The sequence below is a fragment of the Streptomyces turgidiscabies Car8 genome, assembly GCF_000331005.1.
Lineage (GTDB): Bacteria > Actinomycetota > Actinomycetes > Streptomycetales > Streptomycetaceae > Streptomyces > Streptomyces turgidiscabies.
Genome location: NZ_AEJB01000070.1, coordinates 17,912 through 34,346 on the forward strand (window position 1 = coordinate 17,912; position 16,435 = coordinate 34,346).

The window sequence follows — 16,435 nt, forward strand, 5'->3', positions numbered from 1 at the left end:
CCTCAGGGCTTCTTTCATTGACAGGGGAAAATAAGCTAGGTTCCCGGGCATGCCCTCGACCATCCGTGCCGAGGCGTTTCCGGCCCGTACGCCGGCCGCCTCGCTGATCTTCACCACGGTCCTGTCCCACGGCCCCCTCACCCGCGCCGACGCGGCCCGGCGCACCAGGCTGTCCGCCGCCGCAGTCACCAAGGCGGTCCGCCCGCTGATCGAGGCCGGCTATCTGGTCGAGGACGAGGACGCGGAGACCCGTCCCGGACTGGGGCGCCCGGCGAACCCGGTACGCGTCGACGGCGGCCGGGCCCTGTTCATCGGCGTCAAGATCACCGGTGACGAGATCTTCGGCGTGCTCACCGACCTGTGCTGCCGTACCCGGATCGCCCGGAACATACCGCTGACCGCCCGGGCTCCCAAGGCGGTGCTGGTCGCGGTCGCCGAACTGGTCCGGGAACTGCTCACCGAGGCGGAGGGTTTCGGGGTGCCGGTGCTCGGCTGCGGAATCGCCCTCGCCGGAGAGATCGACCGCGCCGAGGGCGCCGTACGCTACTCGCCGTTCCTCCAATGGCGTGACGTACCGCTCGCCGAGCTGGCCGCCATGACCACGGGGCTGCCTGTCACGGTCGACAACGACGTGCGCGCGCTCACCGTCGCCGAGCAGTGGTTCGGTGCCGGGGTGGGGCTCTCCGACTTCGCCGTGGTGACCGTCGGCGCGGGCATCGGCTGCGGGCTCGTGGTCCACGGGCGGGTGGTCGAGGGGACGCACGGTGTCGCCGGTGAGATCGGGCACCTCGTCGTCGATCCGGCGGGCCCGCCCTGTCACTGCGGCAGGAGGGGCTGTCTGCAGGCGTTCGCGGGGGACGCGGAGATCGTCGCCCGGGTCCGGGAGGTCACGGGAACCGGGGTCATGGACAGCGCCGGGGCCGTCGCCCTGGCCCACGCGGGCCACCCCGGAGCGCGGGAGGTGTACGCACAGGCGGGTGCGGCGATCGGCCGGGGCATCGCCACCGTGGCCAACCTGCTCGGCCCCCAGCGAGTGATCATCTCCGGCGAGGGGCTGGCCGCGTACGACCTGTTCGCCGACCAGATCCGCGACGCGTTCACCGCCACCGCCTTCGGCTCCGCCGCCCGCTGTGAGCTGCTGACCCGGCCGCTGCCCTTCGAGGAGTGGGCGCGAGGGGCGGCGGCGACGGCGATCCGGTCCTTCGTCAGGGTGGAACTGTAGACGCGGGGCGGGTCAGGCCTTCGTGTCAGCGTGGCTCCTGCGCCGGCTCCGGAGTCGGCGCCGCCGTGGTCGCCGCCGTCGAGGCCGGTGGGATCAGGCCCTCCCGGTAGGCGACCGCCACCGCCTCCCCGCGGCTCGCGGCGCCCAGCTTGGCCAGGATGTTGGAGACATGGACGCTCGCCGTCTTGCCGCTGATGAACAGTTCCTCGCCGATCCGACGGTTGCTGCGGCCGAGGGCGAGCAACCGCAGGACGTCCTGTTCACGGGCGGTGAGCGGGGCCGGAGCCGAGGCGGCGCCGGTGCCCTCTGCGGGGGAGGGGTCCGTGAGCCGGCCGCGGCGGATCAGGGCGTCCACGGCCTGGAGCAGGGGTGCGGCGCCCAGGCGCAGCGCCGTCTCCCGGGCCGCGCGAGCCTGCGTGGCCGCCTCCTCACGGCGGCCGTCCGCCAGCAGTGCCTCGGCGAACCGCCTTCGGCAGCGCGCCTGTTCGTAGACATCGCCGAAGCCGAACGCCGTGACCGCCCGCTCCCACGCCGGTGTCTCGGGACCGGCCGTCGCCCGGGCCCACTCGGCCTCGGCACGGGCCAGCCAGGCGTGTCCCTCCGGGCCCTGCGGGGATCCGTCGCGGCCGATCGCGCCCCGGGACCGGGCCAGCTCCAGCAGTTCGGCCGCCGTGTCCGTCCAGCGCGCGGTCCCCGCGTCGTCGCCGGTCCGGCGGAGCTGGACGACAGTGTCGGCGACGGCGGCCAGGGCGAGGGCGACGAGCCGGACCGCGACCTCTGGACGCGCCCCGGCGTCGTCGGTGAGCGCCTTCACCGTGCTGTGCACGCGCTCCACGGCCGCCTCGGGGTCACCCGCCAGGGCGGCGGCGTCCGTGAGCACCACGCTCGCGACCAGCGTGGCCATCCAGTCGAACGGGCCGTCGAGGAGAGCCCAGGCGCGGTCCACGGCGCCCAGGTCACCGCGTGCCAGTGCCACGTACAGCGAGGGCCCGGCCACATAACCGGCGGCCGCGGGCAGCACCTCGGTGTCGGCCGCCGCCGCGCGGGCGCACTCGTCCCACCGGCCCAGGGTGTACAGCACCAGGGAGTGCAGATAGCGCATCTCCAGGGGGTACGGCGAGGACAGGAGGCCGGCGCGGCGGGCGCGGTCCAGGCCCTCCGAGAGCCACGGCAGGCATTCGTCCAGCAGACCGGACTCGAAGGAGCCGATCGCCAGATTGAACAGCGCGCGCATCTCCACCGGTGTACAGCCCGCCCGCCGGGCCAGTTCCCGGGCTTCCCGGAACCGCTCGCGGGCCCCGGGAGTGCGCCGGCCCCCCGCTTCGAGACCGGCCACGGAGATCATGAGGTCGGCCTGCGCGTCGAGGGCCTGCAGCTCCTCGGCGACGGAGAGCGCCTGCCGTGCCACCCGCAGCGCTGTCTCGTTGTCGCCCATCTGCCGTGCCGCCATGACATGGGTGGCCGCCGCCCACACCCATGTCCGCGACGGAGGCTCGGCCGGGATCAGGGCGAGTGCCTCACTGCTGTACGCGAACGCCGCCGCCAGGTGGTCGATGCTCATGAGGTTGTCGGCGAGGGTATAGCGGACGCGGGCCGCGAGTTCGGTGTCCGTGTCCTGACCGACCCCGGCGAGAGCGGCCCGGGTGAGCGACACCGCGCGGTGCGAGTCCCCGGCGTGCGCGGCCGCGGCCGACGCCCGCAGCATCAGCGTCACCGTGTCCAGGCCCTCGCCCGTGGGACGGGCGCCCGCGTCCACCGCCGGCCACATGTCGAGGGCGGCCTCCAGGTGCCGTAGCTCCTCCGCGGGCGCGCCGACGCGATGGGCGTGATCGGCCGCTTCCAGGGACGCCGTCAGCGCCTCGGCGAGGTCGTGGCTCTCCCGGTAGTGGTGGGCCCGCTCCGCCGCGCTCTCGGCCGGGCGGCCCCGCCCGGCCAGCAGCCGGGCGAAGGCCCCGTGCAGGCGCGATCGCTCGCCCGGCAGCAGATCGGCGTAGACGGCCTCTCGGGCGAGCGCGTGCCGGAAGGAGTACGTGTCGCCCGCACCGGGGACGAGCAGCTGGCGTCCGACCGCCTCGCGCAGCGCCGACTCCAGCTCGTCCTCCGGCAGCCGGACGGCGTCGCTCAGCAGCTCGTGCTCGACGCGCCGCCCGGCGACGGCCGCCGTACGCAGCACCTGCTGGGCCGTGTCGCTCAGTTGCTCGAAGCGGATGAGGAGAACGTCGGCGAGCCCGCTGGGTACGCCTCCCGACTCCGCGTCGGTGGCCGCGAGCAGCTCCTCCGCGTAGAACGCGTTGCCCTCGGCACGCTCGACGATCCGGCGGACGGTCATGTCCGGCAGCGGCCCCTCGCCCAGGGCCCGCACCAGCCGGGCCACCTCGGCGTCGGCCATCGGCCGCAGCTCCAGCCGCTCCACGGCGGGCAGCCGGACCAGTTCCGCGAGGAGGGGGCGCAGCGGATGGCGGCGATGGAGGTCGTCCGCGCGGTACGACGCGAACACCGCGAGCCGGTGTCCGGGCGCGCCGCCCGCGGACCCCTGGAGCACACCCCGGCTGAGCAGGAAGCGCAGCAGGTCCCGGGACGACTGGTCGGCCCAGTGCAGGTCCTCCAGGACGAGCAGCAGCGGGGCGACCTCGGTGACGGCGGCCAGCAGCCCGGCCATCCCCTCGAACAGCCGCAGCCGCCCGCCGGCGTCCTGCACCCCGTCCTCGGCCCCGCCGCCGAGCAGCCGACCGACCACGGGATGCGCGGCGAGCGCCTCCGCGAACCGCTCGTCGGCGGCCAGTACGCCCAGGATCTCGGTGAACGGCAGATAGGGCAGCCCGACGTCACCGAGATCGACGCAGTGCCCCGTGAGCACGGTCATCCCCCGGTCCGAGGCCCGCCCGGCTGCCTCCGCCAGCACCCGCGTCTTGCCCACCCCGGCGTCCCCGGCGATGAGCACGGCACGGGCCTCACGGACACGGGCACGGTCCAGCACACCGCCGAGACGGCTCAGCTCGTCGTCCCGGCCGATGAGTGGGGTGTTGTACAGGTTCTGCGGCACAGATCAATCCTGACACGCACCGCTGACAGTCCTGTCCGGACAGGACTCAGCGCAGCGTCTCGGCCCAGTTCGCCGGAACGCGTCCCGCCGGCCCCGGCACGGGCTGGTCCGCCGGGTGGCTCGACGGGGGAGCCAGGGCTGGGCCGGACTCGTACAGCTCGGACGTCTCGAAGTTCCAGAACCAGGCCTCGCCGGGCTCGTAACTGCGGATCACGGGATGGCCGGTTTCCCGGAAGTGGGCGGTGGCGTGCTTGGCGGGTGAGTCGTCGCAGCAGCCGATGTGGCCGCACTGCGCACAGCGCCGCAGATGGAACCACCAGCCGCCGTCGGCGTCGCACTCGACGCAACCCGCCCCGCTGGGCGGGACGGTGGGGTCGATTCCGGTGTCCTTGGTCATGAGGGCTCCTGGGCCGGGGCGGAGCCCACGGCCGGGTCGGGGTCGGTGGCGGTGAGGGGGAGCAGGACCTGGAAGCGGGTGTCGCCGGGTACGGACTCGACCTTGAGGTCACCGTGGTGCTTGTTGACGACGATCCGCCAGGAGATGTCGAGCCCGAGCCCCGTGCCCTCGCCGACCGGCTTGGTGGTGAAGAACGGGTCGAAGATCCGGCCGCGGATCTCCGCCGGGACTCCCGGCCCCGTGTCGCGGAACTCCACCAGCAGCCGGTCGTGCACCAGCGAGGTCCGCACGGTCAACGTGCCTTCGCCGTCCCCGCACTTGATGGCGGAGACCGCGTTGTCGATCAGGTTGGTCCACACCTGATTCAGTTCGGCCGGGTAGGCCGGAATCCTCGGCACCGAACGGTCGTAGTCCTTCACGACCTTGACCTGTGGACCGATCTTGCCCGAGAGCATCAACAGTGTGCTGTCGAGGAGTTCGTGGACATCGGCGACCTGGTAGGGGGCGCGGTCCAGCTGCGAGTACTGCTTGGCGGCGTCGACGAGATGCGAGATACGGGTGGTGGAGTCCTCGATCTCGGACATCAACAGCTCTGTCTCGACCGTGTAGTTGAGCCACCCGATGGCACTCTGCAGGATCTCCGGCTCGTCGACGGCCGCGTCGATCTGCTCCAGCCAGTCGACGTCGAGACCGCCCTGCACGAAGGTCGGCGCGATCTGCCAGCCGTTCTGGACACCGTGGTCGTCGAGCCAGTCGGCGAGTTCGTCCTCCCGGTCGGACGCTTCGAGCGGGCTCAGTGCCGGCGCCTTGGAGACCCGCTCGGCCGTACGCTCCTGGAGGTCGACGAGCGCCCTGAGGTCCTCGGGCCGGAAGTGGCCCGAGGCGATCATGCCCAGCTTGTGCCGCATGTGCGCGACGCGGTCGCGCAGGGTCGACGTGGCCCGGACGGCAGCCGCAGCCGGGTTGTTGAGCTCATGGGTGAGGCCTGCGGACAACGAGCCCAGCGCCAGCAGCCGTTCGCGCTGCCCGACGGCCCGCTGAAAGGTCTGGGAACCGAGGAAGAGCCCCTCCAGGAGATGGACCGCCATCGGAAACCACTCGTGCATGAAGTTCGCGAACGATTCGGCGGGCAGGACGAAGAACCGCGTCGGCTCCGACACCCGCAACGAGTTCATGTACCGCTGTGGTTTCCCGTCCTCGAGGTACGCCTGTATGGCCCCCGCGTACACCCCTGGCTGGGACGTGCGGCTCACCTCGACCTCGTCGCCGCCCACCCGGCGCGACATGACGACGGTGCCCTCGATCATCACGAAGAAGCGGGCCGCCGGGTCGCCTTCGGTGAACACCGGCCCGGGGTCGAACAGTTCGACCCGCCCCTCGGCGCACAGCCTGCCGAGCTGCTCGGCGTTCAGCTTCTCGAACAGGAACAGCGAGCTGATCTCCGCCGTGCTGCACGGCATCGGCCGGCCGCTCACGACTGCTCCAGATACCGGTGTACGAGCATCACGGCCATGGCTCCCTCTCCGACGGCGGACGCGACCCGCTTGGCGGACTCCGCGCGCGCGTCCCCGGCGACGAACACGCCGGGGATGTTGGTCTCCAGGTGGTACGGCGGCCGGTCCAGCTCCCAGTCCGCCGGTGGCCGCCCGTCGGCGGTCAGATCCGGCCCGGCGAGGATGAACCCGCGCTCGTCCCGCAGCACGGTGCCGTCCAGCCAGTCGGTCAGTGGGGCCGCGCCGATGAACACGAACAGCCACTGCGCGTCGACCAGTTCGGTCTCCCCGGTCGCCGTGTCGCGCAACGTCAGCTGTTCCAGGTGGTCGCCGCCGTGCGCGGCCTCGACGACCGTGTGGGCCCGCACCGAGATGTTCGGCGACTCGGCGATCTGCTGGATCAGGTAGTGCGACATGGAGGCGGTGAGGTCCGCTCCGCGCACCAGCAGGGTGACCGACTTGGCACCCCTGGACAGGTACATCGCCGCCTGCCCCGCCGAGTTGGCGCCGCCCACGATGTAGATGTCGTGGCCCTGGCAGGCGGCGGCCTCGGTCAGCGCCGACCCGTAGAACACCCCGCAGCCCGACAGATCGGTGGCGCCCGGCGCCTCCAGTTGCCGGTAGGACACACCGGTCGCGAGGATCACGCTGTGCGCGGCGATCGCCGACCCGTCCGCGAACCGCACGAGTCGCGCCGCGCCGCTCACCTCCAGGCCGGTCACCTCCCGCGCGGAGAGGATCTCGGCGCCGAACTTGGTGGCCTGGCGCCGCGCCCGGTCGGTGAGCTGGCCGCCGGACACCCCGTCCGGGAAGCCCAGGTAGTTCTCGATCCGCGAACTCTGCCCGGCCTGCCCGCCGGTCGCCGACCGCTCCACGAGCACCGTACGCAGCCCCTCCGAGGCTCCGTACACGGCAGCGCCCAGCCCGGCCGGTCCGCCGCCGATGACGACGAGGTCGTAGAAGTCGGCCGTCGGTGTCGTCGCCAGCCCCACCCGGGCGGCCAGCTCCGGCACCTCCGGCTCGACGAGCGCCGTACCGTCCGCCGTGATCACCACCGGCAGCCGCTGCCCGTCCTGACCGCAGGCCGCGAGCAGCCGCTGCCCCTCGGGCTCCTCGGTGGAGTACCAGCGGTACGGCACCTGGTTGCGGGCCAGGAACTCCCGCACGTCCGTCGAGCGCGCCGACCACCGGTGACCGACGACCTTGGTGCTCGGCACCGGCCGGAAGTCACTGCACCGCCAGGCCGCCAGGAGATCGTCGAGCACCGGGTAGAGCTTCTCCTCCGGCGGATCCCACGGCTTGAGGAGGTAGTGGTCGAGGTCGACGACGTTGATGGCGTCGATCGCCGCGTTCGTGTCCGCGTACGCCGTCAGGAGCACGCGGCGGGCGCCCGGATAGACGTCCAGGGCCTGTTCGAGGAACTCGATGCCGTTCATCTGGGGCATGCGGTAGTCGGCCAGGATCACCGCCACGAGGTCACCGCGCAGCTTCAGCTCCCGCAGGGCCTCCAGCGCGGACTCGCCGGACTCCGCGCGCACGATCCGGTAGGACTCGCCGTAGCGCCGTCGCAGGTCACGGGCGACGGCACGGGACACCCCGGGGTCGTCGTCCACGGTCATGATGACGGTCCGCGCTGTGTCCGCGGCCTGTGCCATACGTCTCCCACCCCGAGTGGTCCGAGTCACCGGGCGGCGCCGGCCGGGTGCCGAGCCGCCTTCGGCCCATCGTATGTTCGATCGCCGCGCTTCGCTCCGGTCAGCTCTTCCGCACGCCGAGGACGCAGAACTCGTTGCCCTCCGGGTCCAGGAGTGTGGTCCAGGGCTGCTCTCCCTGGCCGATGTCCGCGTGGCGCGCTCCGAGGGCCAGCAGACGGTCGACCTCGGCCCGCTGGTCGTCGGGCCGGAAGTCGAGGTGCAGCCGGTTCTTGACGGACTTCGCCTCCGGGACGCGTACGAACAGCAGGCCGGGAAGCCGGTCCGGCGTCGGCCGGACCTCGTACTCCTCGGGTGAGTCGTCGACGACCGCCCAGCCGAGCGCATCGGCCCACCAGCGCCCCAGCGCCGCCGGGTCCGCCGCGTCCACGATCACTTGTTCCCATTCCAAGGCCATGGGCGCAGCGTAGTGAAGACTGGGCGCGGTACGCATCCATGATCACGACAGGGAGGGAACCGTATGACGCGCCCGATCACGGCAGGGGTGGACGGAACGTCCGAAAGTCACGCCGCGCTGGCCTGGGCGGCCCGCGAGGCCGTCCGCCGGGACCTCGCCCTGCGGGTCGTGCACGCCTGGCAGCTGGTGCCGGACCAGGCGTTCGGGGCCGGGACCCGGGAGACCCACGACCAGTGGGTGCGGGAAGGAGTGGACGAGACCGCGAGGAGCGTCGCCGAACGCCATCCGGGGCTGGACATGACCGTCGACGTGGTCGAGGGCGGCGCGGCGCACGTGCTCGCCGAGGCCGCCGCGCAGGCCGAGATGCTGGTGCTCGGCTCCCGCGGGCACGGTGCCGTCGTCGGGTTCCTCCTCGGCTCGGTCGGGCAGCACGTGATCGCCGAGTCCACGCGGCCCGTCGTCCTCGTCCGCGCCGAGGACCGCGCCTCCGACGAGGCCGCCGGGCGTGAGGTCGTCGTCGGGCAGCACGGTGACCCAAAGGAGAGCGCGCCGGCCCTGCGGTTCGCGTTCGAGGCGGCTGCGGCCCGTGGCGCGGCCGTCCGTGCCGTCCGCGCGTGGAGCCTGCCGCCGGTTTTCGCGTACAGCCCCGGCTCGATGAAGCTCCTCGACGAGGCCGGGGGGCTGGAACCGTACGAGAAGAACGCGCTCGCCGCCGCGCTGGAGCCGTGGCGTGAACGCTTCCCCGAGGTGCCGGTCACCCAGCAGGTGGAGATGGGCAGCGCGGGTGAGGTGCTGCTCTCGGTGGCCCCGCACGCCCAGCTCCTGGTCGTCGGGCGGCGCGCCCACCGCTCGGCCGTGGGCGCGCGGATCGGCTCGGTCGCCCACGGCGTACTGCACCACGCGCACTGCCCGGTGGCCGTGGTCCCGCACGACTGACCGACTCAGACGGGCGGCGCGGCCTCGTCCGTGGGCAGGGGCAGTGCCTGGCGGGCCTTGGGCAGGATGTTGACGATGTAGTCCTTGACCGCCGTGTCCAGGCCGATGTCGTGCTGCGCCCGCTCGGAGAGGAACCAGCGGTGCTCCAGCAGCTGGTGGTAGATCTCGGCGGGGTCCACGTTCCCCCGCAGTTCGCGCGGCACCTCCCGGACGGTCGGCCGGAACACCTCACGCACCCACCGGTGCGCGAGGACCTCCGGGCTGGCACCCAGGGGGTCGCCCGGCTCGTAGTCGTCCTGGGTGGCCATCCAGCTCTCCAGGTCGCTCAGGAGCCGCCGAGCCTGGTTCTCCTCGGTGTCGAGCCCGGTCAGCCGCAGCAGCTGCCGCTGGTGATGACCGGCGTCGACGACCTTCGGTACGAAGGTCACGGTGTCGCCGTTCGACGAGTGCTCGATCTGCATCTCGGCCACGTCGAAACCGAGCTCGTTGAGGCGCCGGATCCGGCGCTCGATGTAGTGGTACTTGCCCGCCGGATAGACGGAGGTCCGGGTCAGTTCCTGCCACAGCCGCTGGTAGCGGGCGCAGATCTCCATGCCGAACTCGATCGGGTCCACGGAGGGGTGCAACGCCCCGGACGCCTCCAGGTCCAGCAGCTCACCGCTGATGTTGACCCGGGCGAGGTCGAGGTCGTACTCGCGCTGTCCGTCGCTGAGCTGCGGGTGCAGATCGCCCGTCTCGGCGTCGACCAGGTAGGCGGCGTAGGCGCCCGCGTCGCGCCGGAAGAGGGTGTTGGACAGGGAGCAGTCGCCCCAGGCGAACCCGGCGAGGTGGAGCCGGACGAGCAGGACGGCCAGCGCGTCCATCAGCCGGTGCATGGTGGCCGGGCGCATCGTCGTCTCGAACATCGAGCGGTACGGCATGGAGCCGCCGAGGTGCCGGGTGATCAGCACCGGCTCCAGGGCGCCGCCCCCGTCGGTGACCCGCCCGGTGACCACGGCGAGGGGGTCGACGGCCGGGATGCCCAGCCGGTCCAGGTCCCGCAGCAGTTCGTACTCGCGCAGGGCGGGGCGTTCCGCCAGCTCCTTGACGGCTATCACCTCGTCGCCGGCGCGTGCGTAGCGCACGACGTGCCGGGAGATACCGCGCGGCAGCGGAACGAGGTAGCGGTCGGGCCACTCCTCCAGGGGGAGGTCCCACGGCAGTTCGAGCAGGAGTGCGGGATGCTCGGGGTTGGTGGCGCTGATCTGCAATGCCATGGCTCGACCGTTCTCGTTTTGCTGGTGATCGTCACCTCACTGTAGAGCGCCGCCTCACAGCGCCCGCTCCCGCGCCTGCCCGGCCGCCTCCAGCACGCTGCCGTGGTGCACGGGCCCGTGCCCGGGCAGTACGACGTCGGCCTGGAGCTTCGCCAGCAGGTCCAGGGAGGCCAGCGCACGCGCGCGCTCGCGGTGGAACATGTCCGGCAGCAGCTGCGGGCCCTTGAGCCGCGAGGTCGGATGCCCGCTGACCAGGGCGTCACCGGAGACCACGACCCCGGCGTCCGGGAGGTGGAAGGCACAGTGCCCGTCGGTGTGCCCGGGGGTGTGGACGGGGACGGGCCCGCCCGGCAGGTCGAGCGCCTCCGGGAACGGCAGCGGCTCGGCGACCGGGACCTGCGCGGTGCCGCCGGAGCGGATCGCGTGCACGGCCCAGGGGAGCACACCCGGCCGCCACCCGTTCTTCAGCACCTCCCCGACCGTCACCTGGTGCAGGAAGTCCCGGCGCGCGTGCGGTACTTCGGCCTCGTGCGTCAGCACCGGCGTGCCGTAGGCGGAGCGCAGGTACTCGGCCGAGCCGATGTGGTCGTTGTGGGCGTGCGTGACGAGTATCGCCGCGACCGCCTCCGGTGAACTGCCCACCTGCGCCAGCGAGTCGAGGACCAGCTGCCGGTCGCCGGGGTATCCGGTGTCGATCAGGGTGGCGGCGTCCCCCTCGGTGAGGATCACCCAGTTGGTGTTGCTCCCGTGTACGAGGTAAATGCCATCGGCGACTTGCTGGACGTCTGCCCGCATGATCTTCCCGTTCTGCAGTTCGCTGCCGGATGACGCACAGCAAAGCAGACGGCGCCGGAGTGGATCACGACGGGGCTCACCTCTCGGCGTCTCACCGCACCCCGCGCGGCCGGAACTGGATGCTGATGCGAGGGCCCGTGGCGCGTGTGCTCTTGGGAACGGCGTGCTCCCAGGTCCGCTGACAGGAGCCGCCCATCACGATCAGGTCCCCGTGTCCCAGCGCGCGCCGAATCGTCTCGCCGCCGCGCACCGGCCGCAGCAGGAGGTCGCGTGGCGTGCCCACGGAGACGATCGCGACCATGGTGTTCTCGCGCGCACCGCGCCCGGTCCGGTCCCCGTGCCAGGCGACGCTGTCCCGCCCGTCCCGGTAGTGACACAGCCCGGCCGTGGCGAACGGCTCCCCGAGCTCGGCTGCGTATTGCGCGCCGAGCGCGTCCCGCGCGCGGGACAGCACCGGGTGCGGCAGGGCGTCCCCCTCGCCGTAGAAGGCCAGCAGCCTCGGTACGTCCACGACGTGGTCGTACATCTTCCGGCGCTCGGCCCGCCAGGGGACCTCGGCCGCCAGCTGTTCGAACAGGGCGTCCGCTCCGTGCAGCCAGCCGGGCAGTTCGTCGATCCAGGCGCCGTGCCCCAGCGGTGTACGGCGCATTCCGGCCAGGGAGCCGAGCCGTACCTCGTCCGTCTGGTCGAAGAGGGAGCCCTGGAGATGCGCGGTCATGGCATCAGCGTACTCCCGGATTCGAATATGCGTTCCTATTTAGGGGTGGCGGGATCCCATCCATTCCGAACCCTTTGGATACATCGATGTATCGGATACATTCGCGTATCGAACGGAGGGCCGGACATGGCGGTCGAGGGAACGACGGGGCGGGTGACCAAGCGCCGGGTGCGGACGCGGGCCAACCTGCTGGAGGCCGCCTTCGCGGTGTTCGCCGCGAAGGGGTTCGGGCGCGTCTCCATCGAGGAGGTCTGCGAGGCCGCCGGCTACAGCAGGGGCGCCTTCTACTCGAACTTCGACAGCCTCGACGAACTGTTCTTCGCCCTCTACACGGACCGCGCCGGTCTGATCGCCGACCAGGTCGCGGGCGCCCTCGCCCTGGACGGCCCGGGTCTCGACGTCCCCGCGGCCGTCGACCGGGTCACCGAGGTGCTGCTGCTCGACCTGGACTGGCTGCTGGTCAAGACCGACTTCCTGGTCCACGCGGCCCGGATCCCGGCCGTCGCCCAGACCCTCCTGGAACACCGCGAGCGGCTGCGGCGGGCCGTCGCGGAGCGACTCGCCCGGGCCACCGGACACACCGAACTGCCCGTCGTACTCGGTGACACCGAGGGCGCCGCCCACGCGGTGATCGCCGCGTACGACGGGGTCACGACCCAACTGCTGCTGGACAAGGACGTCGAGCACGCGCGCGCGTGGCTGAAGCAGCTGCTCACCGCACTGCTCACCGACGGCCCTGACAACCCGACCGCGCGCAGCGGCGGATGAGAGAGGGAACAATCGCCATGGATGCGGACGTCATCGTCGTCGGAGCCGGCCTCGCCGGACTGGTCGCGGCCCACGAGCTGACCAGCAAGGGCCGACGGGTCGCACTCGTCGACCAGGAGAACGCCGCCAACCTCGGCGGGCAGGCCTTCTGGTCCTTCGGCGGGCTCTTCCTCGTCGACTCCCCGGAACAGCGGCGAGTGGGCATCAAGGACTCCTTCGACCTCGCCTGGAGCGACTGGCAGGGCAGCGCCGGATTCGACCGCGTCGACGACGAGGACTCCTGGGCGGTGAAATGGGCGCGCGCCTACGTCGAGTTCGCGGCCGGGGAGAAGCGGTCCTGGCTCGCCGGTCACGGCATCTCGTTCCTGCCGACGGTCGGCTGGGCGGAGCGCGGTGACCTGCGCGCCCACGGGCACGGCAACTCCGTACCCCGCTTCCACGTGTCGTGGGGCACGGGCACCGGGGTCGTCGAACCGTTCGTCCTCAGCGCCAAGCAGGCGTCCCGCGCCGGACTGCTGACCTTCTACCACCGTCACCAGGTCGACGAACTCGTCGTCACGGAGGGCGCCGTGCGCGGTGTACGCGGCACGGTCCTCGCCGAGGACACCTCCGCGCGCGGAGTGGCCTCCAACCGGGAGCGGATCGGCGACTTCGAACTCACCGCCCAGGCCGTGGTCGTCACCACCGGCGGCATCGGCGCCAACCACGACATCGTGCGCCGCTACTGGCCCGAGCGGCTCGGCACGGCGCCGGCCAACATGGTCACCGGTGTGCCCGCCTACGTCGACGGGCGGATGCTCGACATCAGCGCCGAGGCCGGAGTCCGCCTCGTCAACCGCGACCGGATGTGGCACTACACCGAGGGCATCCAGAACTGGAACCCGATCTGGCCCGGCCACGGCATCCGCATCCTGCCCGGCCCGTCGTCCATGTGGTTCGACGCGCTCGGCCGCCGCCTGCCCGACCCCTGCCTGCCCGGTTACGACACCCTCGGCACCCTCAAGTACCTGCGTACCACCGAGGACATCGCCGAGCACGACCACTCCTGGTTCATCCTCACCCAGCGGATCATCGAGAAGGAGTTCGCCCTCTCGGGCTCCGAGCAGAACCCCGACATCACGGCCAAGAACCGCAAGGCCTTCCTCAAGGAACGCATCCTCGGCAAGGGCGCCCCCGGCCCGGTGGCCGACTTCGTGAAGCACGGCGCGGACTTCGTGGTCGCGGGCTCCCTCGACCAACTCGTCGTCAAGATGAACGAGCTGACCGACAAGCCGCTCCTCGACGTGGACCGGGTGCGCCGCCAGATCGAGGCCCGCGACCTCCAGATCGCCAACCCCTACAGCAAGGACGCGCAGGTCCAGGGCATCCGCAACTCCCGCCGCTACATCGGCGACCGGCTCGGCCGCACCGCCGTCCCGCACCGCATCCTCGACCCCGAGGCCGGTCCGCTCATCGGCGTCAAACTCCACACCCTGACCCGTAAGACCCTCGGCGGCATCCAGACGGACCTCGACTCACGCGCGCTGGGTGCGACGGGCGAGCCCGTCGACGGGCTGTACGCGGCCGGTGAGGTCGCCGGCTTCGGCGGCGGCGGTGTGCACGGCTACAACGCCCTGGAGGGCACGTTCCTCGGCGGCTGCCTGTTCTCGGGCCGCGCGGCGGGGCGGGCGGCGGCCCGGGCGACCGCCTGAGATTCCTTCACTGCCCGCCTCCGGACGACAGCAGTTCGACCAGTACCGAGGTGTGGCTCCGCGCGGGGGACCTGGTGGCGGTCAGGAGTGTCACCGGTCCCTCGCCGGCCAGCGCGCGCAGCGCGTCCAGGGCTTCCGCCGCCTCGGGCGCGGCCAGCTCCGCCTCGTACCGGCGCCGGAACTCCTCGTACGCGTCGGAGGTGTCCTCCTGGGCGTGGTGCCAGCGGCGCAGCTCGGTCGACGGGGTGAGTGCCTTCGGCCACTCGTCGACCCGCGCCGCGTCCTTGGACAGGCCGCGCGGCCACAGCCGGTCGACCAGGACGCGTACGCCGTCGTCCGGCTCGGGCGGTTCGTAGACGCGACGGACGCGGACGGTCACGGTGAACCTCCGGCGGGGCGGGGAAAGAGGGCCGAAAGAATGATGTGGCCGGTCTCGGTGACTCGCAACTTGACCAGAAGGAGGAGGAATCCGCGCGGTGGCGCCTCTAGGGTGAAAGACCTGAAGATGATCAGACCCATCACCGTAGGAGCTCGCGTGAGACCCCCCAGGAAGTACGCAGGCAGACGCACCGCAGTCCTCCGCCGTGACGCCGTCGTCGCGACGGTGCCCGTGGCTCTCGCGGCCCTGCTGGCCGCCGCCGCACCCGCCGGAGCCGCGACGACGGGCACCTCCGGCGTCGGCGACCCGTACTTCCCGCTGTCCGGCAACGGCGGCTACCACGTCGCCCACTACGACCTGAACCTCCGCTACGACCCCGTGAGCCGCCGCCTCGACGGCAAGGCCGTACTCACCGTCCGCGCCACCCAGAAGCTGACCCGCTTCAACCTCGACCTCAGCGGCCTGAAGGTCACCGCCCTCACCGTCGACCGCGTGAAGGCCGGCTTCCGGCGCTCCGGGCAGGAACTGATCGTGAGCCCGCGCCGCGCCCTGAACAAGAACCAGACGTTCCAGGTCGCCGTCACCTACACCGGTGTCCCCAAGGCCGTCATCGACCCGGACGGCTCGAAGGACGGCTGGATCGCCACCGACGACGGCGTGTTCGTCGCCGGTGAACCGCAGGGCTCCATGAGCTGGTTCCCCGGCAACAACCACCCCAAGGACAAGGCCTCGTACGACTTCACGATCACCGTCCCCCAGGGACGCACCGCGGTCGCCAACGGTGTCCTCGTGAGCCAGAAGACAGCGGGCGGCAAGTCCACCTTCCGCTGGCGCCAGACCGAGCCGATGGCCGCCTACCTGGCCACGGCCACGGTCGGGAAGTTCAAGGTCGAGCAGTACACCACGCGCGGCGGCATCAAGGTCTACAACGCCGTCGACCCGCGCGAGGCCACCGCCGCCGCGCCCGTGCTGAAGAAACTGCCGTCCGTCCTGGACTGGGAGGCCAAGCTCTTCGGCCCCTACCCGTACAAGGCCGCCGGAGCCATCGTCGACCGCGCCCCGCAGGTCGGCTTCGCGCTGGAGACACAGACCCGTCCCGTGTACGACCGGGCACCCGACCTGAGCACCGTCGTCCACGAGAGCGCGCACCAGTGGTTCGGCGACTCCGTCGCCCTCACCACCTGGAAGGACATCTGGCTCAACGAGGGCTTCGCGACGTACACGGAGTGGCTGTACGAGGAGCAGCACGGCGGCCCGAGCGCCCAGAAGACCTTCGACGGCCTGTACGCCACGGCCAAGGACGACGATCTGTGGTCGTTCCCGCCCGCCGACCCGGGCAGCGGCGCGAACATCTTCGACAGGCCCGTCTACGACCGCGGTGCCATGGCCCTGCACAAGCTCCGCAAGGCGGTCGGTGACCCGGCCTTCTTCAAGATCCTGCGCACCTGGGCGACCGAGCACCGGGGCGGGCACGGTACGACCGCCCAGTTCACCGCCCTCGCCGAGCGCGTCTCCGGCAAGGATCTGGACCAGCTGTTCCTGACCTGGATCGGCACCAAGGGCAAGCCCTCCGCGCCGTAGAACCGCGCCGTGGAACCGCCGGCTCCCCGGGTTTCGGCCCGGGGAGC

Annotated in this window: 14 protein-coding genes; 5 read left to right on the forward strand and 9 right to left on the reverse strand. The window is 71.9% G+C overall.

Annotation, left to right across the window (positions count from 1 at the left end):
• Nucleotides 1-49: 49 nt before the first annotated feature.
• The gene (locus STRTUCAR8_RS04210; RefSeq protein WP_006374202.1) at nucleotides 50-1,222 is read left to right on the forward strand and encodes an ROK family transcriptional regulator; all 1,173 of its coding nucleotides are present in this window, start codon (nucleotides 50-52) and stop codon (nucleotides 1,220-1,222) included.
• A gap of 25 nt (nucleotides 1,223-1,247) precedes the next feature.
• Here the strand turns inward: STRTUCAR8_RS04210 and STRTUCAR8_RS04215 are convergent, their stop codons facing one another.
• The 5 genes from STRTUCAR8_RS04215 to STRTUCAR8_RS04235 all read right to left on the reverse strand — a co-directional run bounded on the left by STRTUCAR8_RS04215 (nucleotide 1,248) and on the right by STRTUCAR8_RS04235 (nucleotide 8,264).
• Complete coding sequence (locus STRTUCAR8_RS04215; RefSeq protein WP_006374173.1) at nucleotides 1,248-4,265, reverse strand: helix-turn-helix transcriptional regulator; 3,018 nt, start codon at nucleotides 4,263-4,265, stop codon at nucleotides 1,248-1,250.
• 46 nt (nucleotides 4,266-4,311) lie between these two features.
• Nucleotides 4,312-4,662 (reverse strand): UBP-type zinc finger domain-containing protein, encoded by a 351-nt coding sequence (locus STRTUCAR8_RS04220; protein WP_006374177.1) that lies wholly within the window; start codon nucleotides 4,660-4,662, stop codon nucleotides 4,312-4,314.
• A complete protein-coding gene (locus STRTUCAR8_RS04225) occupies nucleotides 4,659-6,137 on the reverse strand; it encodes an ATP-binding protein (protein ID WP_006374206.1) in 1,479 nt (492 codons plus the stop codon). The genes STRTUCAR8_RS04220 and STRTUCAR8_RS04225 overlap by 4 nt, the downstream gene beginning before the upstream one ends.
• The gene (locus STRTUCAR8_RS04230) at nucleotides 6,134-7,810 is read right to left on the reverse strand and encodes an NAD(P)/FAD-dependent oxidoreductase (RefSeq protein WP_006374191.1); all 1,677 of its coding nucleotides are present in this window, start codon (nucleotides 7,808-7,810) and stop codon (nucleotides 6,134-6,136) included. Before STRTUCAR8_RS04230 ends, STRTUCAR8_RS04225 begins: the two co-directional genes overlap by 4 nt.
• 100 nt (nucleotides 7,811-7,910) lie before the next feature.
• Nucleotides 7,911-8,264, reverse strand: coding sequence for a VOC family protein (locus tag STRTUCAR8_RS04235; RefSeq protein WP_044471615.1), 354 nt, complete (start codon nucleotides 8,262-8,264; stop codon nucleotides 7,911-7,913).
• Nucleotides 8,265-8,327: 63 nt separating this feature from the next.
• On the opposite strand from STRTUCAR8_RS04235, the gene STRTUCAR8_RS04240 reads away from it, so the two are divergent.
• The gene (locus tag STRTUCAR8_RS04240) at nucleotides 8,328-9,200 is read left to right on the forward strand and encodes a universal stress protein (protein ID WP_006374201.1); all 873 of its coding nucleotides are present in this window, start codon (nucleotides 8,328-8,330) and stop codon (nucleotides 9,198-9,200) included.
• Nucleotides 9,201-9,205: 5 nt separating this feature from the next.
• Here STRTUCAR8_RS04240 and STRTUCAR8_RS04245 read toward each other — a convergent pair whose 3' ends face one another.
• From STRTUCAR8_RS04245 to STRTUCAR8_RS04255, 3 genes are all read right to left on the reverse strand, one after another.
• Nucleotides 9,206-10,456 carry a DUF4032 domain-containing protein gene (locus STRTUCAR8_RS04245; RefSeq protein WP_006374200.1) on the reverse strand — a complete coding sequence of 417 codons (1,251 nt, stop codon included), beginning with the start codon at nucleotides 10,454-10,456 and terminating at the stop codon, nucleotides 9,206-9,208.
• Nucleotides 10,457-10,510: 54 nt separating this feature from the next.
• Nucleotides 10,511-11,251 carry an MBL fold metallo-hydrolase gene (locus STRTUCAR8_RS04250; protein ID WP_006374210.1) on the reverse strand — a complete coding sequence of 247 codons (741 nt, stop codon included), beginning with the start codon at nucleotides 11,249-11,251 and terminating at the stop codon, nucleotides 10,511-10,513.
• Nucleotides 11,252-11,342: 91 nt separating this feature from the next.
• Complete coding sequence (locus STRTUCAR8_RS04255) at nucleotides 11,343-11,969, reverse strand: alpha-ketoglutarate-dependent dioxygenase AlkB (protein WP_006374218.1); 627 nt, start codon at nucleotides 11,967-11,969, stop codon at nucleotides 11,343-11,345.
• A gap of 126 nt (nucleotides 11,970-12,095) precedes the next feature.
• Here STRTUCAR8_RS04255 and STRTUCAR8_RS04260 point away from each other — a divergent pair, with 126 nt between their 5' ends.
• Together STRTUCAR8_RS04260 and STRTUCAR8_RS04265 are read left to right on the forward strand one after the other, a co-directional pair.
• Nucleotides 12,096-12,737, forward strand: coding sequence for a TetR/AcrR family transcriptional regulator (locus tag STRTUCAR8_RS04260; RefSeq protein ID WP_006374224.1), 642 nt, complete (start codon nucleotides 12,096-12,098; stop codon nucleotides 12,735-12,737).
• Nucleotides 12,738-12,754: 17 nt separating this feature from the next.
• Nucleotides 12,755-14,428: an FAD-binding dehydrogenase gene (locus STRTUCAR8_RS04265; RefSeq protein WP_006374185.1), complete on the forward strand. Its 1,674-nt coding sequence runs from the start codon at nucleotides 12,755-12,757 to the stop codon at nucleotides 14,426-14,428.
• 7 nt (nucleotides 14,429-14,435) lie between these two features.
• Here the strand turns inward: STRTUCAR8_RS04265 and STRTUCAR8_RS04270 are convergent, their stop codons facing one another.
• Nucleotides 14,436-14,807 carry a DUF488 domain-containing protein gene (locus tag STRTUCAR8_RS04270; RefSeq protein ID WP_006374219.1) on the reverse strand — a complete coding sequence of 124 codons (372 nt, stop codon included), beginning with the start codon at nucleotides 14,805-14,807 and terminating at the stop codon, nucleotides 14,436-14,438.
• Nucleotides 14,808-14,963: 156 nt separating this feature from the next.
• On the opposite strand from STRTUCAR8_RS04270, the gene STRTUCAR8_RS04275 reads away from it, so the two are divergent.
• Nucleotides 14,964-16,388 carry a M1 family metallopeptidase gene (locus STRTUCAR8_RS04275; RefSeq protein ID WP_044471618.1) on the forward strand — a complete coding sequence of 475 codons (1,425 nt, stop codon included), beginning with the start codon at nucleotides 14,964-14,966 and terminating at the stop codon, nucleotides 16,386-16,388.
• The last annotated feature ends 47 nt before the right edge of the window (nucleotides 16,389-16,435 follow it).